At 63.1% G+C, this 23,628-nt stretch carries 19 protein-coding genes; 12 read left to right on the top strand and 7 right to left on the bottom strand.

The genetic code is table 11. The features are described 5' to 3' along the window. Positions 1 to 46 precede the first annotated feature (46 nt). Entirely contained in the window at positions 47 to 2,218 is a 2,172-nt protein-coding gene (locus OIM99_RS25725) for a S9 family peptidase (RefSeq protein WP_311853379.1), read from the top strand. A 2-nt stretch (positions 2,219 to 2,220) separates the two neighbouring features. Further along, positions 2,221 to 2,778, top strand: a complete 558-nt coding sequence (locus OIM99_RS25720) for a hydrolase (RefSeq protein WP_311853378.1) — start codon at positions 2,221 to 2,223, stop codon at positions 2,776 to 2,778. A gap of 10 nt (positions 2,779 to 2,788) precedes the next feature. On the opposite strand, the gene OIM99_RS25715 is transcribed toward OIM99_RS25720, so the two are convergent. The 3 genes from OIM99_RS25715 to OIM99_RS25705 all read right to left on the bottom strand — a co-directional run bounded on the left by OIM99_RS25715 (position 2,789) and on the right by OIM99_RS25705 (position 6,965). After that, entirely contained in the window at positions 2,789 to 4,519 is a 1,731-nt protein-coding gene (locus tag OIM99_RS25715) for a hypothetical protein (protein ID WP_311853377.1), read from the bottom strand. A 202-nt stretch (positions 4,520 to 4,721) separates the two neighbouring features. Continuing rightward, the gene (locus OIM99_RS25710; RefSeq protein WP_311853376.1) at positions 4,722 to 6,050 is read right to left on the bottom strand and encodes a methyl-accepting chemotaxis protein; all 1,329 of its coding nucleotides are present in this window, start codon (positions 6,048 to 6,050) and stop codon (positions 4,722 to 4,724) included. 72 nt (positions 6,051 to 6,122) lie between these two features. Then, positions 6,123 to 6,965: a ChbG/HpnK family deacetylase gene (locus OIM99_RS25705; protein ID WP_311853375.1), complete on the bottom strand. Its 843-nt coding sequence runs from the start codon at positions 6,963 to 6,965 to the stop codon at positions 6,123 to 6,125. A gap of 126 nt (positions 6,966 to 7,091) precedes the next feature. On the opposite strand from OIM99_RS25705, the gene OIM99_RS25700 reads away from it, so the two are divergent. The 5 genes from OIM99_RS25700 to panB are packed head-to-tail and all read left to right on the top strand — an operon-like array spanning position 7,092 to position 12,164. After that, positions 7,092 to 8,141: a glycosyltransferase family 2 protein gene (locus OIM99_RS25700; protein WP_311853374.1), complete on the top strand. Its 1,050-nt coding sequence runs from the start codon at positions 7,092 to 7,094 to the stop codon at positions 8,139 to 8,141. A 5-nt stretch (positions 8,142 to 8,146) separates the two neighbouring features. Continuing rightward, complete coding sequence (murJ, locus tag OIM99_RS25695; RefSeq protein ID WP_311853738.1) at positions 8,147 to 9,721, top strand: murein biosynthesis integral membrane protein MurJ; 1,575 nt, start codon at positions 8,147 to 8,149, stop codon at positions 9,719 to 9,721. 2 nt (positions 9,722 to 9,723) lie between these two features. After that, positions 9,724 to 10,407, top strand: coding sequence for a haloacid dehalogenase type II (locus OIM99_RS25690; protein ID WP_311853373.1), 684 nt, complete (start codon positions 9,724 to 9,726; stop codon positions 10,405 to 10,407). A gap of 39 nt (positions 10,408 to 10,446) precedes the next feature. After that, the gene (gene panC, locus OIM99_RS25685) at positions 10,447 to 11,304 is read left to right on the top strand and encodes a pantoate--beta-alanine ligase (protein WP_311853372.1); all 858 of its coding nucleotides are present in this window, start codon (positions 10,447 to 10,449) and stop codon (positions 11,302 to 11,304) included. A gap of 29 nt (positions 11,305 to 11,333) precedes the next feature. Next, positions 11,334 to 12,164: a 3-methyl-2-oxobutanoate hydroxymethyltransferase gene (panB, locus tag OIM99_RS25680; RefSeq protein WP_311853371.1), complete on the top strand. Its 831-nt coding sequence runs from the start codon at positions 11,334 to 11,336 to the stop codon at positions 12,162 to 12,164. On the opposite strand, the gene OIM99_RS25675 is transcribed toward panB, so the two are convergent. The 3 genes from OIM99_RS25675 to OIM99_RS25665 form a co-directional block, all read right to left on the bottom strand. Further along, positions 12,161 to 13,147 carry a putative sulfate exporter family transporter gene (locus OIM99_RS25675; RefSeq protein WP_311853370.1) on the bottom strand — a complete coding sequence of 329 codons (987 nt, stop codon included), beginning with the start codon at positions 13,145 to 13,147 and terminating at the stop codon, positions 12,161 to 12,163. The two genes, panB and OIM99_RS25675, sit on opposite strands and share 4 nt — an antisense overlap. Positions 13,148 to 13,199: 52 nt before the next feature. Continuing rightward, positions 13,200 to 14,582 (bottom strand): dipeptidase, encoded by a 1,383-nt coding sequence (locus tag OIM99_RS25670; RefSeq protein ID WP_311853369.1) that lies wholly within the window; start codon positions 14,580 to 14,582, stop codon positions 13,200 to 13,202. A 78-nt stretch (positions 14,583 to 14,660) separates the two neighbouring features. Continuing rightward, positions 14,661 to 16,334 (bottom strand): helicase HerA-like domain-containing protein, encoded by a 1,674-nt coding sequence (locus OIM99_RS25665; RefSeq protein WP_311853368.1) that lies wholly within the window; start codon positions 16,332 to 16,334, stop codon positions 14,661 to 14,663. A gap of 275 nt (positions 16,335 to 16,609) precedes the next feature. Between OIM99_RS25665 and OIM99_RS25660 the strand changes: the two genes are divergently transcribed. The 5 genes from OIM99_RS25660 to OIM99_RS25640 all read left to right on the top strand — a co-directional run bounded on the left by OIM99_RS25660 (position 16,610) and on the right by OIM99_RS25640 (position 22,407). Continuing rightward, positions 16,610 to 16,996, top strand: coding sequence for a DUF2267 domain-containing protein (locus OIM99_RS25660; protein WP_311853367.1), 387 nt, complete (start codon positions 16,610 to 16,612; stop codon positions 16,994 to 16,996). A gap of 12 nt (positions 16,997 to 17,008) precedes the next feature. Then, positions 17,009 to 18,856 (top strand): methylmalonyl-CoA mutase family protein, encoded by a 1,848-nt coding sequence (locus OIM99_RS25655; protein ID WP_311853366.1) that lies wholly within the window; start codon positions 17,009 to 17,011, stop codon positions 18,854 to 18,856. Positions 18,857 to 18,958: 102 nt separating this feature from the next. Continuing rightward, the gene (locus tag OIM99_RS25650) at positions 18,959 to 19,321 is read left to right on the top strand and encodes a hypothetical protein (RefSeq protein ID WP_311853365.1); all 363 of its coding nucleotides are present in this window, start codon (positions 18,959 to 18,961) and stop codon (positions 19,319 to 19,321) included. A 47-nt stretch (positions 19,322 to 19,368) separates the two neighbouring features. Beyond that, entirely contained in the window at positions 19,369 to 21,537 is a 2,169-nt protein-coding gene (scpA, locus tag OIM99_RS25645; RefSeq protein ID WP_311853364.1) for a methylmalonyl-CoA mutase, read from the top strand. A gap of 123 nt (positions 21,538 to 21,660) precedes the next feature. Then, complete coding sequence (locus OIM99_RS25640) at positions 21,661 to 22,407, top strand: transglycosylase SLT domain-containing protein (protein ID WP_311853363.1); 747 nt, start codon at positions 21,661 to 21,663, stop codon at positions 22,405 to 22,407. Here the strand turns inward: OIM99_RS25640 and OIM99_RS25635 are convergent. Then, positions 22,346 to 23,548, bottom strand: a complete 1,203-nt coding sequence (locus tag OIM99_RS25635; protein WP_311853362.1) for an alpha/beta fold hydrolase — start codon at positions 23,546 to 23,548, stop codon at positions 22,346 to 22,348. The genes OIM99_RS25640 and OIM99_RS25635 overlap by 62 nt on opposite strands. Positions 23,549 to 23,628: the final 80 nt, after the last annotated feature.

Raw genomic sequence — 23,628 nt, 5'->3', positions numbered from 1 at the left:
GACATCGCGCACTTCTGCTATCAAAGACGGGACACAAGGGTGGCCCATGAAGAAACCGTCGCATTCCCAGCTCCGCCGCAAGCCGAAAACCGCCAAATCGGCCCCAAAGGCTGCCAAAAGCCAGCCGAAACGCCGGGCGGCGCCGACACCACCCGAGCGCATTCCGCTGACGAGAACCTTTCACGGCCAAGACATCAGTGATGATTTTGCTTGGTTGCGCGCCGACAATTGGAAACAAGTGCTGAAAACACCGGCCAAACTGCCGAAAAAGATCCGCGCTTTTCTCGAAGCCGAAAACAAATACGCCGATGCGGTGCTGGCGCCGGTGAAGACGCTGCGCAAACAGCTCGTCAAGGAGATGCGCGGACGCACCAAGGAGGACGACTCGCAAGTCCCTGCCCCCGATGGTGCATGGCTTTACTACGATCGATATCGCAAGGGTGGGCAACATCCCTTGGCCTGTCGTAAGCCGCGCGAGGGCGGGAAGGAACAAATTCTCATCGATGGCGAGAAGCTTGGCAAAGGCAAAGCCTTTTTCGACATCGAGGCCACGGCGCATTCGCCTGACCACAGCCGCATCGCCTGGTCGGCCGACACGAAAGGCTCGGAATATTTCACCATCCGCATTCGCGAGGCCGGCAAGGAGCGGGATCGGCGCGAACAGATCACCGATACCGATGGCTCCATCGTCTGGAGCGCCGATTCCAACGCGCTCTATTACGTGCGTATGGATGAGAACCATCGTCCCTATCGGGTCTATCGCCATCGGCTCGGCACATCCGTCGACAAAGACGAATTGGTATTCGAGGAGAAGAACCCGCGCTGGTTCATCCATCTGTCACAGACACAATCGGGTCGGTTCGGCGAAATCGAAGTGGCCGATCACGAGACGTCCGAAACACGTCTCATCGATCTGACACAGGACGCACCCAAGCCACGCCGGGTGGCGGAGCGGCGCGAACGGGTGCGCTTCGATGTCAGCGATCACGATGACACGCTATTCATCCTCACCAATGCGGATGGCGCGGTTGATTTCAAAATCGTGCAGGCGCCGCTCAAAAGCCGATCGTCCGAACAGTGGCACGATTTGATCCCGCATAAGCCTGGTCGTCTGATCACCGGCATGACCGCCTTCGCACGCCATCTGGTGCGCACGGAACGAGAAGATGGCCTGCCGCGTATCGTCATCCGCGAGATCGCCAGCGGTGACGAACACGCCATCGCATTCGATGAAGAAGCCTATGATCTCGATCTCGGCGAAGTGCTGGAATACGACACCGACGTTCTGCGCTTCAGCTATTCGTCGCTGACCACGCCCTGGGAGACGTGGGATTACAACATGGCGACGCGCGAGCGCACGCTGCGCAAACGCCAGGAAATCCCCTCCGGCCACGATCCCAAAAAATACGTCACGCGCCGCATCTATGCGACATCGCACGACGGCACCGAAGTGCCGATTTCAATACTGCATGCGCGCAAGACCAAGATCGACGGCAAGGCGCCGCTGTTTCTCAACGGCTATGGCTCTTACGGCTATTCGACCGATGCGGGGTTTCGCAGCAACATATTCTCGCTGGTCGACCGTGGCTTTGTTTATGCCATTGCGCATATCCGTGGTGGCACCGACAAAGGTTGGAACTGGTATCTCGACGGCAAGCTCGAAAAGAAGACCAATACGTTCCACGACTTCATTGCCTGCGCCAAACATCTTGCCCGCAAGAAATTTACGGCGGAAGGCAATGTCGTCGCCATTGGCGGCAGCGCCGGCGGCATGCTGATGGGTGCGGTTGCCAATATGGCGCCGCAGGTCTTCGCCGGCATCATCGCCGCCGTTCCCTTCGTCGACGTGTTGAACACCATGCTCGACGACACATTGCCGTTGACGCCGCCGGAATGGTTCGAATGGGGCAACCCCATTGCCGACAAGACGGCCTTCGATACGATCCGCGGCTATTCGCCCTACGATAACGTACGCGCGCAATACTATCCGCCTATCCTGGCCGAGGGCGGCCTCACCGACCCACGCGTGACCTATTGGGAACCGGCGAAATGGGTGGCTAAACTGCGTAGCGAAATGACCAGCGGCGGTCCGATCCTGTTGCGCACCAATATGGGCGCCGGCCATGGCGGCTCACCCGGCCGCTTCACGCGGCTTGAAGAGGTCGCCGTCGAATATGCCTTCGCCATCATGGCGGCCAAGCATCAACTGAAAGCTTAAAGATGCTGCTCGACCGTCATCAATCGCAACTGCTGATCGTCGACATCCAGGAACGATTGCTGCCGGCGATGACGGCACCCGAGGACTTGATCGCCCAGGTGCAAAAGCTCTGCGCTGGCGCGCGTGAACTCGCCGTACCGATCACCATATCGGAACAATATCCGAAAGGCATCGGCGCGACGGTCGCCGACATACGCGAAGCGGCAGGCAATGGTGCGCTCGTGTTCGACAAGCTGCATTTCTCCTGCGCCCGCGACGCAAAGACCGCCATGCGCATCAACGAACTTGGCCGCGTGCATCAGCGCCAGCAGCTCGTCGTCTGCGGCATCGAAAGCCATGTCTGCGTGCTGCAAAGCGCCGTCGATTTTCGGGCAGCGGGCTATCAGGTGGCGGTGGTCGCCGATGCGGTGTCATCGCGCAGCGACCACTCAAAAGTCATCGCGCTCGAACGCTTGCGCCAAAACGGCGTGACCATCGTGACGACCGAGATGGTTCTGTTCGAATGGCTGGAGGTTGCCGGCACCGATCAGTTTCGAACGGTCTCGAAACTGATCAAGTGAGGCATTCTCATCAAGCCGGCTTCGTCAGGAAGTCACGCAATTCGTCAAGCGAATTGAAGCGGAACACGCCGTTCGGCGTTTCGGCATCCACCGAACCGTTGTCGTAAAGCGTGTAGACAACGCCCTGCGATTCATAGCGACGCACGATGGTCGCCTCTGGCTCTGGCTCTGGCTCTGGCTCGGGTGCAGGCTCCGGTTCAGGCGCGGCTTCTGCCTCCGGTTCGGCGGCCGGCGCTTCGGCATGCGGCGGCGGCACGGGCTCGGAGACAGGTTCCGGCTCGCTCTCGGGTTCCGGCTGCGGTTCCGGCACAACAGGCGCTTGTTCTGACACGGCGGGTTCGGCCGGCAGATCGTCGAGCAGTTCGTGCTCGAGACGCTCCTCGATCGAACGCATGATCGCGGCATGATCGGGCGCGGCAGCGGCGGGCGGTGCGGTTGGAGCGGGCGCAGGTACGGGCTCTGGAGCCGGCGGCGGTGGTTCGGCCGCTTCCGGACGCGTCACCCACTCCGGCTCTTTCGGCAGTTCGATGCCGCGCAATGCGGCGTCGAGCCAAGCCAGCTCATCGACCTCAGTCGTTTCCGGCAGTGACGCGACGTCATCCTTCTCGGCCACCGGAGCTGGCGCTGGAGCGGGCTCCGCGCTGGCGGGAGCACTCACAACCTCGATCGTTTCGTGGGCCTCTTCGTGAATCTCCACGACGTCTAGAGCCGGCGGCGGTGTTTCGACGACGGGCTCGGGCGGCGGCTCCGCGGCTTTGGCCTCGGGCTCAGGCGGCGGTGGTGCCGGCGGCGCCGAACCAAACAACTTGCCTTCGATCTCGGCTTCCAGACGCTTCAATGTTTCCGTCGGATCAATCGACGGAGCGCGCGGCGGTTCGACAGCCGGTGCAACAGGTGCGGGCGCCGGTGGCGGCTCCACAGGCCGCGCGGGTTCGGAGCGGCGACCGAAGAGAGAGCCCGCAGCAACGGCGCCGGCAGCCCCTGCCAATGCGCCGATGGAAATGCGGCTCTTGCGGGCCGGCTCCGCCGGAGGCGGCGGCACAGGCTCGGGCCTGATAACCGGCGGCGGGGGAGGCTCAGGCGCTACATAGGCCGGCGGAGAGACGGGCCGTGGCGCTTCCACCGCCGGCTCGCGTGCGACGGGTTCGTGTAAAACAGGTTCTTGCAAGACAGGTTCACGCAAGACAGGTTCATGCAAGACTGGTTCTTGCGGCGCTGGCTCATGCGGTACCGGCTCATGAACCGCAGGTTCTTGCGGCGGAGCCTCATAGGCCACCACCGGTTCGTGAACGGGGGCCTCGACCGGCGCGTCCGGCAGGGAGATTTCGGGAAGCTTGGTTTCCTGAACGGCTGCTTCAGCCATCGCGGTCTCAGCGATCACCGGCGAGGGCACGAAGGGCGGCAGCGGCGCGGGAATGGCCGTTGGCATCGGCAGCGGCATGTCCTGCGGGCTGGGCAAGGCGCCAGGCACGCCTTGCGGCCGCCGATCGACGACGGGCGGACGGGCCAAGGACGGTGCCGAAGGACGACGCACCGGACGGGGACCACCCTGGATCACTACATCGAGCCGGGCCACGACGACGGAAATCGCGGCAAGAATGGCGCCAGCCGACAATAGCATCGAGCCCGCGATGAATTGCGCCCAGCCCCGCTCCACCTGAACGATCGACCAGCCATTCACCATCGCGGCGATGCCCAGAACGATCAGAAGGAGGCCGGCAGCAAGAATGGCACGCCGCATCAATTTCTGCCTTTCTTTCAGCGAAACCCGAATCAAGGGCCTAACGCTTGAAAAACTCACAAGGTCACAAAAAGAGGTGGAAATACTTAAAAATGCATCAAAATGGGGCGCCACTGGCTTAACCGTTGGGCGCGCACGCTCATCTCGCACTTAAATGCGGCTTATTTTCAATACGTTAGCTAAGCCACAAGTGTTACCGGCCTCAGCCTCCAGAAACCGAATGGAGGAAGCCCTCGATCGTCTCGTTGAGCCGTTTGGCCTGCTGAGCGACGTCGGAAGCGGAACGGTGAACCTGCGCCGCCGCCTGGTCGGTCTCGCCCACGGCCGTCTTCAGGCCATCCATATGGCTGGCCACGGACTTGGTTTCCTCCGCCGCTTCAGCGGCGCTGCGGGAAATTTCCTTGGTCGCCGCCGCCTGCTCCTCGACCGCCACGGCAATGCCGGCGGTGAAGCCTTCGGCCTGCTGCATGGTGGCGCCGATGGCGCCGATCGCCTCGACGGCGCCGGTGGTGGCATTCTGGATGGAGGCGACATGCTCGGCGATGCGATCGGTGGCCTGGGCCGTCTGATGTGCTAGCGATTTGACCTCCTGAGCGACGACGGCAAAGCCGCGTCCTGCCTCGCCGGCGCGGGCGGCTTCGATCGTGGCGTTGAGCGCCAGCAGATTGGTCTGCGCCGCGATCGCCTGGATGATGCCGATGATCTCGCCGATCTTCTGCGCCTTCTCGGCCAGGCCGTTGATCGTCTCGCTGGTGATCGCCGTGGTGCGCGAGGCCTCGATGACCATGTTGCGGGTGCGCACCACCTGATTTTCGATTTCGCGGATCGCCGTCGACAGTTCTTCGGACGCACGGGCCACCGTGGTCACGTAATTGGAAGCTTCCGAGGTCGAGCCCGAAGCCTGGCGTGAGCGACGCGCGCTCTCCGCAGCAATGGTCGACAGGCTGTCGGCCGCCACCGTCATATGCTCGCTATGGGACGACACTTGCCCAAGCAACGAGCCGACGGTCGAACGGAAATCCAAAATCAAAGTTTCAAGCCGGCTTTGACGTGCCTGCGAGGCAGCAGTGCCGGCCTCGATGGTCTGCAACAGCTCGTTGCGCTCGACCAGCCGCTGCTTCAATTGGCGGATGGCAAGGGCCATTTGCTTGAGTTCGTGGGTCGCCTTTTCTTCCGGCACATCCGCGTCGAGATTGCCAGCGGCAAGCTGCTTCAACGAGACCGTCAGATGCTCGATCGGCTCGGTGACCGAACGCAGCACCACGTTCAGCGAAACCGTCAGAACGGTGACGACGAGAAGCGCGGCGGCGCAGGCCCACAAGGCGTCCTGCACCAGATCATTGCCCGTCTGAGGGCGGGTGACAAAGGCAATCAGGAGAACGGCAAGGACCGCGAGGCCGCTGACCAGCGATGTCAATTTGACGATCGTATCGCGGATCATCTTTCTGCCGCGCACGCCCCCGTTGGTCGCGCTCGCCCTTGTTCGTCCGGCCATGTCCATGAATGCCTCGAAGGAATCGGTCGGCCGCATAACCTCCTGCGGCCTGTGCCGGCACTTTGAAGGAACAGGCTTAACGCGGGGTTAAGTCTTGATCTTGCTGGATTATTGGATGGAGGGATGCGCCAGGACGGCGCCCGCCGCGGAAGTGCGGGCGACAAAATCATCGGAGAGAAGAAAAGCCAATTCCTGAGGCCTGGTGCCAGTGACCGGATCGGCGGCGGTCAATTCTTCATCGACATAGCCTGGATGGCACATGACGAGATGGCGTGTGCCGGGCGCGACGAGATAACGCGAGAACGCCCGCGCATAATCGACCCGCTCGTCGAAGGCCGAGAAACCGGCGAAACCATCGTTCACGGTAAAGCCATGACGACGAGCCGCCGATGCAAAACCGCGACCAAGCCAGGACACCATGGCCGCTTTGGCCAACGCGCTGCGCCGCAGAAGCATCCGCTCCCATCGATCGGCGCTGTCGCGCAGCCAGAAGTCATGCGGCAGTGGAAAACGACCAAGCTCGCCGAAGAGAATGTCGCTGATCCCGGGCAAAGCCTGCACATGCTGATGGCCGTCAAGAAAATCCGGCATGCGGCCCATCGCCTGCGCGTAGGAATCGATCTGCGCGTGGATTTCAGCGGCGATCTCGCGCTGAGGCAAATCGGCAGCCTTCGCTCGCGCGAGAGCGCCGATGCCCGGCAAGCGACCGTTGCCAGCGAAGGCGGGCATCGATGTCAACGGCGTGCCGAGGGTGAGATTAAGGTGAACGCCAAGCCAAGCCTGGCCGACATGGGCCCTAAGATCACGGGCAGCGTCGCGCCAGGACGGGCGGTTGGTCATGGCGCCGGTCGCCGACAGGCTGCCGGCTTCCAGCGCCTCCAAAATGCCGCGGCTCACCGCCGGCGACAGCGCATAATCATCAGCGCACAGAATGAACTCGAATTTGGCCAATTTTCCTGCTCAAAGCCCGACAATCAACAGCCTGGACCTGTACAGCTTGCACAAATTGGCCGGCCCGCATAGGTCTTGGCTGACGCGGGCGGCAGGCGCCATCACCAAGGAACTTAAGTCAAGGCGATGACCCAGACCACGATCAGCGAGCGAGCGCCCGGTGCAACGGCCCGTCCCTCGCCACAGATTTCCGTCGTCGTGCCGATGTATAATGAAGCGGACAATCTGTCGCCGCTGATCGCGCAGCTCATCCCGGTGCTGGAACGCTGTACCGCATCCTTCGAAGTGGTCTTCGTCGACGACGGTTCGCGCGACAACACGCTTGACGTGCTGCGCGCCGCCCATGCCGCCGACCCGCGCGTGACCGGCATTTCCTTCTCGCGCAATTTCGGCAAGGAGGTGGCGATCGCCGCCGGCCTCGATCATGCGCACGGCGATGCAGTCATCATCATGGATGCCGATCTGCAGCATCCGCCTGAGGTCATCGAGACCTTCGTTGAAAAATGGCATGCCGGCTTCCAGAACGTCTACGGACAGCGGACCGATCGCGAAGGCGACAGTCCTTTGCGGCGCTGGCTGACGGAAAAATTCTACGAGATGTTCGCCATTTTCGGCGAGACGCGGCTGCCGCCCGGTGCCGGCGATTTCCGCCTGCTCGACCGCAAGGCCGTCAACGCCTTGCGCGGCATGCCGGAGCGCGCGCGCTTCTCCAAAGGGCTTTACGCCTGGATCGGGTTCCGCTCGATCGGCGTGCCGTTCGTCGTCGCCGATCGCGCCCATGGCGAATCGAAATTCAGCTACCGCAAGCTGACGCGCTTCGCCCTCGACGGCCTGATGTCGTTCACGACGGTGCCCCTGCGCATCTGGACCTTCATCGGCACTTTGGTTTCGACCGTCGCCCTCATCCTGGCCGCCTATTTTCTGATCAAGACCGCGGCCTATGGCGTCGACGTGCCTGGCTATGCCTCGTTGATCGTCTCGATCCTGTTCTTCGCCGGCATTCAGCTCATGTCGCTTGGCATTTTGGGCGAATATGTCGGGCGCATTTTCGCCGAAGTGAAACGACGCCCGCTCTATCTCGTCGCCGAACGCATCGGCACGAGCGCCATCGATCCGGCCAATGATGCTGCCGATTCTCCCTTGCCCGTGCGCCTCGTGGGCCGGTCCGTCCAGTGAGCGGTCTGGCGCGCAATCTGCTGTCGGTCGGCGGCTTCACGCTGCTGTCGCGCGTGACGGGCTTCGTCCGGGACGTCGCGCTCGGCGCCGTGCTCGGCGCCAGCGCGCTGGCCGACGCCTTCTACATCGCCTTGCGCCTGCCCAATCATTTCCGCGCCATTTTCGGCGAGGGGGCATTTAACGCCGCCTATGTACCGGGCTATTCGCGGGCGCTGGAAGAGCGCGGCGAAGCGGCGGCGAAACTGTTCTCGGCGCGCATGTTCACCTTGCTGCTCGCCGTGCAGATCGTCGTTCTGCTGCTGGCCTGGACGTTCATGCCGCAGGTGATGGACATTCTGGCGCCGGGTCTGGAAAAAGATCCGGAACGGCTGATGCTCGCCGAGACCATGACGCGCATCACTTTCCCCTATCTTCTCTGCGTCACCCTGGTCACGCTCGTCGCCGGCACGTTAAACGCCAATGGCCGTTTCGCCGCCGCCGCCTTCGCACCGGTGCTGTTGAATCTCGCCATTCTCGCCTTCCTCGCCGTCGCCTTTCTGTTTCCCAATGCTGGCTATGCGGCCGCCGCCGGTGTTCTCGTCGCCGGTGCGCTCGAACTGGCGCTCGTCATCTATGCGGCGCGACGTGCCGGCATTCTTGCGCTCTTCGCGCGGCCGCGCTGGGATGCCGACGTCAAGCGCTTCTTCAAGACCTTCCTGCCGGCTGTCATCGGCTCGGCCGGCGTGCAGATCGCGCTCTTCGTCGACACGATCATCGTGTCGATGCTCCCGACGGGCGGCGTGTCGTCGGTCTATTATGCCGATCGCATCTATCAATTGCCCGGCGGCGTCATTGCCATTGCCGCCGGCACGGTGCTGCTGCCGGAAATGAGCCGTCGCTTCGCCGCCGGCGACAACAAGAGCGCCTATGATGCGCAAAACCGTACCATGGCGCTGACGGCGGCTTTGAGCGCGCCCTTCTTCGTCGCCTTCGTCGTCATCGCCGACATCATCATGCGCGGCGTTTTCCTGCGCGGCGCTTTCGATGAAGCCGCCGCTTCGGCCGCCGCCCGCGTGCTCACCGCTTATGGCTGGGGCCTGCCCGCTGCGGTGCTGGTGCGCTCGGCCGTCGCCAGCTTCCAGGCGCGTGGCGACACGACGACGCCGATGATCGTTTCGCTGCTCGCGGTGGCGGCGAACGTCGGCCTCAAAATTCTGCTGTTTCGCCCCTATGGCGCGGCCGGCCTCGCCATCGCCACGTCCGTCGGCGCCTGGATCAACCTGCTCCTGCTCGTGGCCCTCGCCGTCAAGCGCGGCAGCATGCAGCCCGATGCGATCACCGGACGCGTTTTCGCGGCGGTCGTCGGCGCGACCGCGGTCCTGGCGGTCGTGGCCTTTGCCGCGCAGCCGCTCGCCGATGCTCTTGCCCTCCATGCCGGGCGCTGGGTGAACGAGACGCGTCTCATCGTCATGGGCCTCTGCGGCGCGCTTGCTTATGGGCTGGCGCTGGTCGCAGCGCTTTATGCCGTTGGCGTGCGGCCGGGCCGATTGCGGCCGTTGCGCCGAACGGCAGCCGACAAAGCATCCGCTCCGGAGCTCTGATCATGACCGCAGCGATCTATGTCTTCGATGCTTATGGCACGTTGTTCAACGTGCATGCGGCCGTGGCACGCCACCGCGATGCCATCGGAGAGCATGCGGATCGCCTGTCCGATCTCTGGCGCAGCAAACAGCTCGAATACACCTGGACGCGCACGCTGATGGGCGCCTATCGCGATTTCCGGGTGCTCACCGCCGAAGCCCTCGATTTCGCCGCCGCGCGCTTTGGCGGCATTGACACCGCGACCCGTGCGGCTTTGCTCGCCGCTTACGAAACGCTCGATGCCTATGCGGACGCCAAGCCCTGTCTGGCAGCCTTGAAGGCGCAAGGCGCGCAACTGGCCATTCTCTCCAACGGCACGCCGGCCATGCTGGAGAACGCCACCAGGGCGGCTGGCCTGAACGACCTGTTCGACGCCCTGCTCTCGGTCGATGTCCTGCAAGCCTTCAAGACCGAGCCCCGGGCCTATGAACTCGTCACCCAGCGTTTCCAGGCCAAGCCTGACGCCGTGACCTTCCTGTCGTCGAACCGCTGGGACATCGCCGGAGCGCGCCGGTTCGGCTTCCGGCCCGTCTGGGTCAACCGTACCAGCCAGCCTAACGAATACGCCGACCTGCCACCGGTCAAAACCATAAAATCCCTTGCCGAATTACCGGGCTTGGAGACAGAGCCGTCGCCCCTTACATAGGGCCGGCTTACAGAGGTCGCCCGCGAACCGGAAACCGTAATGAACAAGCCTGCCGTCATCAGTACCGTTGTCGACCTGCGCGCCGCGCTCGCCCCGTGGCGACGCGCCGGCGAAACGATCGCGCTCGTGCCGACCATGGGCGCCCTGCATGCCGGACATATCTCGCTGGCGCAGCTCGCCAAGCGCAAGGCGCGCCGGGCCGTGGCTTCGGTTTTCGTCAATCCGACCCAATTCGCCCCGCACGAGGATTTCGCCAAATATCCGCGCACCTTCGAGGCTGATCTCGAACGGCTGACGGCGGCCGGCATCGATGCTGTGTTTTCGCCGACACCGCAGGTCATGTATCCGTCGGGCTTTGCCACCACAGTCTCGTTGGAGGGACCGGCCAAGGCCGATTTGGAAGATCGCTTCCGCCCCACTCATTTCGCCGGCGTCGCCACGGTCGTCGCCAAACTGCTGATCCAAAGCGCGGCCGACGTCGCCATTTTTGGCGAGAAGGATTTTCAGCAGCTCGCGGTGATCAGGCAGATGGCGAAGGATCTCGATCTGCCCGTCGAGATCATCGGTGCGCCCACTGTGCGCGAACATGACGGCCTCGCCATGTCATCGCGCAACGTTTACCTCGACACCGAGGAACGGCGCCGCGCGCCGCTGCTGCATGCGACCCTGCAAGATGTCGCCCGCCGCATTGCCGCCGGTGAAGAGGCCGACGCCGCGCTGGCCACCGGCCGGCAGGCTCTCGCCGATGCCGGCTTTGTGCTCGACTATCTCGAGCTGCGCGATGCCGCTTCGCTGGCCGTTGTCGCCAAACCATTTATGCAACCGTTGCGCTTGCTCGTCGCCGCCAAACTCGGCAAGACGCGCCTCATCGACAACATCGCCGTTTCGTTGTCTTAGAAAACATCAACAAGCTCCAGGATTCCGCCATGGCCTATCTCGCCGATGCCAAGCCTTCCGACATCAAGCCGTTGAAGCTGACCGACTTCGAGAAGATGCGCGCCAGCGGCGAGAAGATCGCTTCGCTCACCTGCTATGATTCCAGCTTCGCCTCATTGCTCGATCGTTGCGGCGTCGACATCCAGCTCGTCGGCGATTCCCTTGGCAATGTGCTGCAGGGCCATTCGTCCACCCTGCCCGTCACCATGGAACACATGGAATATCATACGAGCTGCGTCGCGCGCGGCGTGCGCCGCTCCTTCATCATGACCGACCTGCCGTTCGGCTCCTATCAGGAGAGCCCGTCGCAGGCGATGCGCAATGCCGCGAAACTGATGGCCGCTGGCGCGCAGATGGTGAAGTTGGAAGGCGGCGCCCATATGACCGAGACCGTGCACTTTCTCGTCCAGCGCGGCGTGCCGGTCTGCGCCCATATCGGCCTGACACCGCAATCGGTGCATGCTCTGGGCGGCTATCGCGTGCAGGGCGCCAATCAGCTTGCCGCGAAAATCCTGATGGACGATGCCAAGGCTTTGGCCGAAGCGGGCGCCGCCTTCATCTTGATCGAAATGGTGCCGGCGAAAGTGGCGGGCGAAGTCACCGCCGCCCTGACCACGGCGGGCACGATTGGCATCGGCGCCGGCGTCGATTGTTCCGGCCAGGTGCTGGTGCTGCACGACATGCTCGGCGTCTATCCCGGCAAGAAACCGCGCTTCACCAAGGATTTCATGGTCGGCGCTTCAAGCATCGACGATGCGGTGACGCGCTATGTGCAGGACGTAAAGGGTAAGAATTTTCCCGCCGCGGAGCATTCGTACTAACCGACCAGCCTGACGACCGCATAGCCCATTCCGCCGATCAGCAGCATCGAAGCGAGGGCCGCGAGCGAAACGCGGCTGCCTGAACGGATTAGGACACGCGCATCGGCCGACAGGCCGAGCGCCGCCATGGCGACGAGCGTCAAGAGATTGGACGTGCCGAGCAGCCAGGCGCGCGGTTCATCGGGGATGAGGCCGAGCGAGCGCAGCGCGACAAGGCCGAGAAACGCATAGATGAACCACGGCAGGGTGACGCGGACGTTGCGGCTGCGCGCATTGGCCAATGACACAGCCAACAACACCGGCGCCAGCATCATCACCCGCACCAGTTTGGTGAATGTACCGATCTGCGTCGCCACCGCACCGATCGGCATGGTTGCGGCCAGCACCTGCGGCACCGAATAGATGGTCAATCCGGCAAAGGCACCGTACTGCACCGCCGTCAGCCCCAACGCATCGAAGAGAAACGGATAGAGGATGGCAAGCGGCAGCCCCCAGATCGCCGTGAAGGCGATGGCGGAGGTGACTTCCGGCGGTTCGGCGCGAATGGCCGGCGCAACAGCGGCGATAGCGGAATTGCCGCAGATCGAGCTGCCGCAAGCTACCATGATGGCGAGGTTTTTCGACAGGCCGAGTGCGCGCCCGATGGCGAAGCTGAGGCCCATGCCCATGGCGACGATGGCCATGGCGCCGAAGACGAGGCCAAGCGACAGGCCCGGCACCAGGCCATAGCCGATCGAGGCGCCGAGCAGCGCCACACCGATTTCAAGCAAGGTGCGCGCGGAAAAATCGATACCCTTATCGAAGCGGCGCCCAGGCTGCGCGAATGTGCGGATGGCGATACCGATCAGGATCGCGCCGACATAAGCGTCGATCACCTGATGGCCGAAAGCGCGCTGCGCGAGGCCTGCCAGATGCGCGGCCAGCGCGACGGCACAGCACAATAACAGGCCCGGCCATGGGCCGATGGCGCTGCCTGGCTGCAACGCGTGGCGTATCCTCTCTAGATTCATTTCGTATTTTTATGGGCTGGCGTTTTTATTGGCCCAACGCTTCCAGGACACGCACCCAGGAGCGCATGCCACCCTTGAAGGAGGACAGTTCGTATTTTTCGTTGGGAGAATGAATCTTATCGCTTTCGAGCGCGAAGCCGACCATCAGGGAATCAAGATTCAGCTCGCTCTTGAACAGACCGATGATGGGAATGGAGCCGCCAGAGCCGACGAGCACGGTCTCCTTGCCCCATTCGCTTTGCAGCGCCGCGCGCGCCTTGCTCAGTTCCGGCGAGGCGAAGGGCAGTTGCAGCGCAGGTGACGCGCCGTGCGAAATGAATTCCGCCTTGCAATCGGCCGGCAAGCCGGCGCGCACATGCGCTTCGAAGGCCTTGACGATTTTAGCTGGCTCCTGCTGGCCAACGAGACGGAACGAGACCTTGGCGCGGGCCTCCGCCGGCAGCACGGTCTTGGCGCCTTCGCCCGTATAGCCGCCGATAATGCCATTCATCTCGCAGGTCGGCCGCGCCCAAATCTGTTCGAGCACGCTGCGGCCCTTCTCGCCCGCCGGCACCGACAGGCCGACATAGCCCAAGAAATGCTTGGCATCGAAAGGCAGCGCCTGCCATTGCTTGGCTACATCGGCCGGCAATTCGCTCACGCCATCGTAAAACCCCGGCAGGGTGACGCGGCCGTCGGCATCGTGCAGGCCGGCGAGAATGTGGGACAGGATGCGAATGGGATTGGCAGCCGGACCGCCAAACATGCCGGAATGCAAATCGCGGCTCGCCGCCTTGATCACCACTTCATGGAAGACGAGACCGCGCAGCATGGTGGTGATGGCTGGTGTCTGCGTGTCCCACATATTGGTGTCGCAGACGAGCGCGATGTCGGCCTTCAATTCGTCCTTGTTGGCCTTGAGGAAGGCCGGCAAGGAGGGCGAGCCGCATTCTTCCTCGCCCTCGAACAGGATGGTGACATCGCAAGGCAAACCGCCGTTGGCCTGAAGCGCGCGACAGGCTTCGACGAAGGTCATCAACTGACCTTTGTCATCGGAGGAGCCCCGCGCCACGATCTGCTGGCCCTTCGGCGCATCGACCAAGCGCGGCGCGAACGGATCGGTCTCCCACAGGTTCAGCGGATCGACCGGCTGCACATCATAGTGGCCGTAAAACAACACGTGCGGCGCGTTGGCCCGGTTGGCCTTGGCATGGGCGACGACCATCGGATGCCCAGCCGTCGGCCGCACCGAAGCGTCGAAGCCGATGCCCTTCAGCTCATCGGCCAACCATTGCGCGGCGCGCTGGCAGTCGCCCTTGAATTGCGGGTCCGTCGAGATGGACGAAATCTTCAGCAGATCGAAAAGCCGTGCCAGCGCGGCATCAGTGCTCTTGTCGAGAGTGGCGAGGGCCGAGGAAACGTCTGTCATGGGATGTCCGCTATGTGTTGTGCATCGGCAGGGCCAGTAAAAAACGCATGCCGCCAGCGAGCGGCGGCACTTGGTCTCTCAAGAGTTAGGGCGACGACCGGCTTTGTCATCGGGACGATCGAGAGGATTTTCAGAGGCGCCCGCGGCAGGCGGATTCGACGGCAAACCATCGGCGATGCCAAAGCGGCCGCCCTTGCCGCCCAGAATGCCACCCAAGACATTGCGCAGGATGGCGCGGCCGATTTGCGAGCCGATGGTGCGGCTGGCTGATTGGATGGCCGATTGCACGATCACCTGGGTCGTGGTTTTCGGCGTACGCATCGGCTTGCCGGTCTTCGGATTGATCTTCGGCGCGCCGCCGCCCAACGCGCCACCGATCGCATTGCCGATCTCGCTCAAGATGCCGCCACTGCCAGCTCCGGCCTCCACTTCCGGCGAGTCGGCGTCTTCCATCTGCCCGTTGGCCCGCTTGGCAAGAATTTCGAAGGCGGATTCGCGATCGATCGCGGTGTCGTATTTATCCTTGATCGGATCCTTCGCCATCACGCCCTTGAGTTCTTCGGGCGTGACCGTGCCGACACGGGCGGACGGCGGCGCGATGAAAGCGCGCGACACCATCGACGGCATGCCTTTTTCATCGAGCATCGAGACCAAAGCTTCGCCGACCTTCAATTCCATGATCGCCTTGACGGTATCGAGACCGGGCGTCTGGCGGAAGGTTTCGGCGGCGGCGCGCACGGCGCGCTGATCGCGCGGCGTGAAGGCGCGTAGTGCATGCTGGACGCGATTGCCAAGCTGGCCCAAGACGTTGTCTGGGATGTCGAGCGGGTTCTGCGTGACGAAATAGACGCCGACGCCTTTCGAACGGATGAGGCGCACGACGCGCTCGATCGCATCGAGCAACGCCTTCGGCGCGTCGTCGAACAACAGATGCGCCTCGTCGAAGAAGAACACCAGTTTCGGCTTCGGCAGATCGCCGACCTCAGGCAGTTTCTCGAACAGTTCCGACAGCATCCACAACAGAAAGGTCGCATAAAGACGTGGGCTCTCCATCAGCTTTTGGGCCGACAGAATGTTGATGACGCCGCGACGTTCCTTATCGGTCTGGATGAAGTCGTTGAGATCGAGCGCCGGCTCACCGAAGAATTTTTCAGCGCCCTGGTTTTCCAACACCAGCAATTGCCGCTGAATGGCACCGATGGAAGACGGAACGATGTTGCCGTACTTCACCTTCAAATCGGCGGCATTGTCAGCAACATATTGCAGCAGCGCTTTCAGATCCTTGAGATCGAGCAGCAGCCAGCCCTTCTCGTCGGCGACGCGAAAGACGATGTTGATGATGCCTTCCTGTGCATCGGTACACTGGAGCAGGCGCGACATGAGCAGCGGGCCCATTTCGGAAACCGTGGCGCGAATCGGATGACCGGCCTGGCCAAACAGATCCCAGAAGGTGACGGAGAACTCGTCGGCCTGATATTCGAAGCCCAATTCCTGAGCACGCTTGACAAACGGCGGCTTGGCATCGCCCGGCATGCAGATGCCGGAGAGATCGCCCTTGATGTCGGCGGCGAACACCGGCACGCCGTTGCTGGCGAAGCCTTCGGCCAGGGTTTGCAAGGTGACGGTCTTGCCGGTGCCGGTGGCGCCCGTGATCAGACCATGGCGGTTGCCGACGGAAAGCGTCAAATATTCATATTTGTCGCTTTTGCCGACGAGTATCTTGCCGGGTTCGGTACGCGGATCGCCTGACATTTCAAGATTCCCACTTAATTCTGCCAATGGTGAAGTCTTATAAGACAGCCGCATGACGCTTTCCACCTTAACAGCGTCTGAATGGTACTAGTGACGCCTTAAAGATGCTCGCGGCACTCAAAATGCTGGCGGCGCCTGGAAAACGCTTTCGATCGCAGACAAGTTTCCCGTAGAGCAAAATATCCGCTTGATCGACGGGCCAAACGCGGCGCAAATGCGCCACAGATGCCCTCCCGCCCTTTCGGCGCGGGCGTAACTGGCAGGAAGGGAAAATCATGGAAGAACTGATCGCACGGCTCACCTCGAGCGTCGGCATCGACGCGGATACGGCCCGCAAGTCCGTCGGCGCCGTCCTCACCTTCCTCGAGAAGGAAGGCCCGGATGCGGAAGTCGGCACTCTGATCGAAAAACTGCCCGGCGCGCGCGACGCGATGAACGAAGCGGCGACCGCTGGCGGCGGTGGCGGCCTGATGGGCGCTCTCGGCGGCCTGATGGGCGGCGGCATCATGGGCCTTGCCGGCCAATTGCAAGGCTTTGGCCTCGGCATGGGGCAGATCCAGACCCTCGCCAAGGAATTGTTCGCCTATGGCCGCGAAGTGGCTGGCGAAGACACGATGGGGGCGATCGCCGGTGGCATTCCCGGCCTCAGCCAGTTCGTCTGATACGGAACGACGATGACCGGCCCGACGGACACAGCCTTCGCGCCGTTTGCTGCTCCCTTCGCCGGCCCCGGCGAAGGTGAATGGCACGCGTTGGTCGAAAAGGTCCTCAAGGGCAAGTCTTTCGACAAACTCGTTTCGCATACCGCCGACGGCATCGCTTACGGCCCGCTGATGCCGCGCGCCACGCAATCCGGCTGCCGCGCGCTGCGCGCGGATCACGGTCCATGGCGGGTGATGGTCCGGATCGAACATCCGGATGCGGATATCGCCAATGCGCAAGCGCTCGATGCTCTGCTGAACGGCGCCACCGGATTGCATCTGGTGATGGCCGGCGCCGCCGGAGCGCATGGCTTCGGTCTTTCGACCGATGATCTTCCACGTGTGCTGAAGGATGTCGATCTCGCCGGCGCCGCGCTTGAGATCGATGCCGGCGCCGATGGCGAAGCGGTTGCGAAAGCCCTCGTCAAACTCGTCGCCGAACAAGGTTTGGAACCGTCGCTGACGCGGATCGCTTTCGGTATCGATCCGATCGGTCTCACCGCGCGAGGACAAGCGACGTCGAACACCCATTCTCTCGGCCGTCTCGCCAGCGATCTCGTGGCGCGCGGCTTTCGCGGGACCGTAAGCGTCGCTGACGGCCGCATCATCCATCAGGCCGGCGGTTCGGAAGCGCAGGAGCTCGCCTATGTGCTGGGCACCGGCATTGCCTATCTGCGCGCGCTGGAAGCAGCCGGCCTCGATCTTGAAACAGCACGGCGGCTGATCGGCTTTCGCCTCGCCGCCGACGCCGATGAATTCTTGACCATCGCCAAGCTGCGGGCGTTGCGCAGCCTGTGGGGACAGATTGAAAGCGCCTGCGGCCTGGAACCGCGACCCCTGTATCTGCATGCGGAAACCGCCTGGCGCATGATGACGCGGCGCGATCCCTGGGTGAACGTGTTGCGCACGACCACGGCGGTCTTTTCCGCCGCGGTCGCCGGCGCCGACGCGATCAGCGTGCTCCCTCATACGCAGGCGCTTGGCCTGCCCGATCAGGAAGCGCAGCGGCTGGCGCGCAATGCGCAACTGGTGCTGATGGAGGAATCCAACCTCGCCAAGGTCGACGATCCCGCTGCCGGCTCCGGCGCATTCGAGGAGATCGGTGCGGCGCTGACGCAGAAAGCCTGGGCGCTGATGCAGGAGATCGAAGGCGACGGCGGCATTGCCGCAGTGCTCGCTTCGGGCCGGCTCTGCCAAGCAGTGGTGCAGGTCCGTGCGCAACGCTTCAAGAACATCGCCCGGCGGCGCGAACAGATCACCGGCACCAACGAATTTCCCAACATCCATGAAGCATCAGCGCATGTGCTGATGCCGCTGAGCGCAGACGCTGCATCCGGCGATCTGGCGGCCGACACACTGGCGCCGATCCGTTTGGCCGTGCCGTTCGAGCAGTTGCGCGACACGGCCGAGGCTTTCAGGGCGAGCCACGGGCAGACGCCAAAAATCTTCCTGGCGACGCTCGGCTCGGTCGCCGCTTTCACGGCGCGCGCCACCTGGGCGCGCAACTTCTTCGAGACCGCCGGCATCGAGGCCATCGCCTCGCCCCTGCTGACGCAGGCCGCCGATGCGGTGCGCGCCCTTGTCGACAGCGGCGCGCAGATCGTCTGTCTGTGTTCAAGTGATACTGTCTATGCCGAACAGGCGGCAACGGTCGCCACGGCCCTTACGCAGGCAGGCGCGCAGCAGATCTGGCTGGCGGGTCATCCGGGAGCTTTGGAAGACGAACTGCGCGCGGCGGGCGTCACGGATTTCGCCTTCGCCGGATGTGATGCGCTCGCGGCTTTGACGCGTGCGCTCGCGGCTGCCACGAGCCCGAAATAATATCTCTCTTGCGTCGTGCCTCGTCCAGCCCTAGGCGAAATCCGCTGGGCCGGTCGCGATTCTCCCAGGCGTGATCATGCGTGATCTCACGATGGACATCCCATGCGCCCTCACATCCTCTCTCGCACCTTCGTTTCTTGCACCTTCGTTCTGGCAATGGCCGGGCATGCCGTGGCCGCGCCCTTCGACGGCCAGTGGTCTTTCGATGTGTCCACCGAGGTCGGTAATTGCGAGCCGGTGCGCCAATATCCGGTAATTGTCGCCGACAGCCGCATGGCCTCGGGCGAAAATGCCGCCGCGACGACCGTGGGTACGATCGAGACGAACGGCTCCCTCTGGGGCCGCTTCTCCAGCGCTGAAGACGTGGTGCGCCTCCAGGGCAAACTGACCAAAACTGGCGGTTCCGGCACTTGGTCGTCGGGAAGTCGCTATTGCGGCGGCAAATGGCACGCCCATAAAGGCTAACGCCTGCCGCGTGGCCCTCGCGGCCATCGCCGGTTATACTGCGGCCCATGAGCCGTATTCCCGATTTCTCGGCCGTCGATTTCCGGCCGCAGGCCGCAGCGACCGGCCGCCATTCCAGCCCATCGTCAGCTCCCTGGCTGACGCCTGAGGGCATCGCGGTCAAATCGCTGTACGGACCCGCCGATCTCGTCGGGATCGATTTTCTCGACACCTGGCCCGGCCTCGCCCCCTTCCTGCGCGGCCCCTACCCGACCATGTACGTCAACCAGCCGTGGACGATCCGGCAATATGCCGGCTTCTCGACGGCGGAGGATTCCAACGCCTTCTACCGGCGCAATCTGGCGGCCGGACAGATGGGCCTCTCCATCGCTTTCGATCTCGCCACCCATCGCGGCTATGATTCCGATCATCCGCGCGTCGCCGGCGACGTCGGCATGGCGGGCGTGGCGATCGATTCCATCTACGACATGCGGACCTTGTTCTCGGGTATTCCACTCGATCGCATGTCAGTATCGATGACGATGAACGGCGCGGTGCTGCCGGTGCTGGCGCTCTATATCGTCGCCGCCGAGGAACAGGGCGTGGCACAGGAGAAGCTCTCCGGCACGATCCAGAACGACATCCTCAAAGAATTCATGGTGCGCAACACCTATATCTATCCGCCAGCGGATTCGATGCGCATCATCTCGGACATCTTCGCCTATACGTCGAAGCATATGCCGAAGTTCAATTCGATCTCGATCTCCGGCTATCACATGCAGGAAGCCGGCGCGACGCAGGATCTTGAACTCGCTTACACGCTCGCCGACGGTGTCGAATATGTGCGCGCCGGCATTGCCGCCGGCATGCAGATCGATGATTTCGCGCCACGCCTGTCGTTCTTCTGGGCGATCGGCATGAACTTCTTCATGGAAGTGGCAAAGCTGCGCGCCGCCCGCCTGCTCTGGGCCAATCTGCTGCGGCCGTTCAATCCGAAATCGCAGAAGTCGCTGGCGCTGCGCACCCATTGCCAGACGTCGGGCTGGTCGCTCACCGCGCAGGACGTCTACAACAACGTCGTGCGCACGCAGATCGAGGCGATGGCTGCGACACAGGGACATACGCAATCCCTGCACACCAATGCGCTCGACGAAGCCTTGGCGTTGCCGAGCGATTTTTCCGCCCGCATCGCCCGCAACACGCAGATCTTCCTGCAACAGGAATCCGGCACCACGAAGGTCATCGATCCCTGGGGCGGCTCCTATTATGTCGAGCGGCTCACCGCGGAACTCGCGACCCGCGCCAAGGCGCATATCGACGAAATCGAATCCCTCGGCGGCATGGCCAAGGCGATCGACATGGGGTTGCCGAAACAGCGCATCGAGGAAGCCGCTGCGAAAACGCAGGCACGTATCGATACCGGTCAGCAGTCGGTGATCGGCGTCAACAAGTTCCGCCGCGAAGACGAAAAGCCGATCGACGTTCTGGTGGTCGACAATTCCGCCGTGCGCGCGCAGCAGATCGACAAGTTGAAACGATTGCGCGCCGAGCGCAACGAAGGCGAAGTGACGCGCGCGCTCGTGGCGTTGACGCAAGGCGCACGCGGCAACGGCAATCTCCTGGCGCTGGCCATCGATGCCGCGCGGGCGAAAGCGACGGTGGGCGAAATCTCGCTGGCGCTGGAAAATGTCTTCAATCGCCATGTCGCCAAGATTTCGACGATCAGCGGCGTCTACGATCGCGAGGCAGGTCCTGAAGCCGACGCGGTCGATCGGGTGAAGCGCATGACACGCGCCTTCGCCGAGAACGAAGGCCGCAAGCCGAAGGTGCTCGTCGCCAAGGTCGGTCAGGACGGCCATGATCGCGGCCAGAAAGTCATCGCTTCGGCTTTCGCCGACATGGGCTTTTCAGTCGAGGTCGGGCCGCTGTTCGCAACGCCTAGCGAGGCCGCGCAACAGGCCGTCGACAACGATGTGCATGTCATCGGCATCTCGTCCTTGGCGGCCGGCCATCTGACTTTGGTGCCGGAAGTGCGCGACGCTCTTGCCAAGCTTGGACGAGACGACATCATGATCGTCGTCGGTGGCGTGATCCCGCCGCAGGACTTCGAAGCACTGCGGCGCGCCGGGGCCGCCGCCATCTTCCCGCCGGGCACGCCGGTGGCTGAATCGGCCGAAAAACTGCTCGAAGAGCTCAATGGCCGTCTCGGCTACGCGCAAAAACCGGCGGCAGAATAGACACTTAGCGACAAAAATCGGGCCTGCCTTGCTCTTGCCACGGACAGGCCGCACTCGGAGGCAGGTAAAAAAGGCCCGATCCAGCCCTTTTTTGCCGTCAGGCGCCGAGCAGGAGGCCCATTGATGCATCGAATTTTGTCAGGCCTGCTGGCCACCGGAACGCTGCTGGCCGTGATGCCCGCATATGCCCAAGACACGACGCGCTACAATCAAGACATCGCCGAACTGTCGAAACGCCATCAGGTTCCCGAGCGCCTGATCCATCGGATCATCGTCCGCGAAAGCCGTTACAATCCACGTGCCCTGCACGCCGGCAACTATGGCCTCATGCAGATCAAGCCGGCGACGGCGCGCGGCATGGGCTATCGCGGTTCGCCTGCGGGCCTGCTCGATGGCAGAACCAATCTCACCTATGCGGTGCCTTATCTCGCCAATGCCTATCGTGTTGCGGGCGGCAATGAGGATCGCGCCGTTCAGCTCTATGCAGGCGGCTATTATTACGTCGCCAAACGCCGGGGCATGCTCGGTAGCTTGCGCACAGCGCACGCCGATGGAGCGGCGCCGACACCAACGCTGGTAGCAGCGACAGCCGCGACGCCTGCGGTGATCACCGAGCAATCAGCGTCCGCGCCAGCGGTGCAGGCTTACGCTGCTCCCGCTTCCCCCTTCTCGGCACTCGCTTCCTTGTTCTCGCCACAGCAGCCACAGCCGGCTGCGACGCCTGAGCCGGAACCGCAGGCCGAACAAGCCGCATTGGAAGAAAAGCCGACGCAGCGCAAGCGGCGCAAACATCGCGCCGCCCATCGCGCTACTGTGCCGCTGCCGCCGACGCCGCCACAGGCGGTGGTGGAAGGGGCTGGCTCTCAATAGCCGGCGTGCGCGGGCGCTGATCGACGCTGACGCCGCCATCGATGACGGAAATCTCACGCGCATCTTCGGCGCGCGGTCGTGCGATCTGCGCACCGATCTGACGCACCACGTCGGGCGTACTGGCATAAGCGCCGTGATTGATCCATCCGTCCGAGAACGCGCTGAGGTCATAGACCTTGACGCCAAGACGATCGAGTTCGGCACGATCCTTGGCATCGGTCGGATTGATGGCGCCGACGCGCACCCGCTCGCCAACAAGACGGCTCGACAGATTGAGCGCGCGATCGCTGGTGGATGAGAAAACCGACACATTGGCGCCCGGCAGCCGCGCCATCTGCTGACGGAACACGGCGACATCAATGTCGGGCGCGGCCAGCATGACATTGCCGAGACGGCCGTTGAGCAGGCTGCGACTGCCGATGGCCGATTCACGCAAGGCTTCCATGGCGAGCCACGCGCCCATGGAATGGGCCAGCACGTGAACACGCCCTACTGACGGCAAGGCCGAAATCTCATTGAGCAAGGTGGTCAGCGCATCGCGCGAAACGGTGGCGTTTTCCTTGGCCGAGGCATAGGCGAGCAGACCGTCCTGCGCCGGCCAGGTGAAGAGGATCGGCACGCCGCCAAAGCGGCCGTCGGCGACGATCTGCGCCAGGCGGAAGCGCGCCTCCTCCAGCGAGGTGTTGAAGCCGTGCACGAAGACGAGCACGTCGCGGTTGGAGCCGATGCGGCCTGACAGATGGGTCGCCACTTCCTGAGCCATGGACGGCTCGCCGAGACGGCGGCTGCGCACCAAGGTGAAGTGCTTTTCCGGATTGGGTCGGCCGAATGTCGGGGTTTCGATATTGCCGGCACGGTGATTGGGCGGCACGGAAACCGTGACCAGCGAAAAATGTGCCGCACCATCCGACAAATCGCGCTCGGAAGCACCTCGGTCATTGCGCCTCGTCGAGGCGACGAACATATCCACAGGCAGCGGATCGCCGGCGGGTGTCGAGGAAAACATGCTGCCGGCGTTGCCGACCGCGCTCGCGGTCATATCGGTGACGGCGCCAACCGAGGTGCAACCGGCCAATCCCGCGCCCAGCAGGGCGAGGAGGGCCAAATGAGGCAGACGGAGGCTGTTCGACGGCGCGGTCATTCAGAATCGGAGCAGATTGCCAGGACGCGCCAAGAGCGCAGGATCGGCGCATTGGTGGAATGGCCGGATTAACGAAGGTT

The sequence above is a fragment of the Methylocella sp. CPCC 101449 genome (assembly GCF_031921685.1).
GTDB lineage: Bacteria > Pseudomonadota > Alphaproteobacteria > Rhizobiales > Beijerinckiaceae > Terripilifer.
The sequence above is the reverse complement of the archived record's forward strand: the minus strand, read 5'-3'. Positions and strand labels throughout refer to the sequence as shown.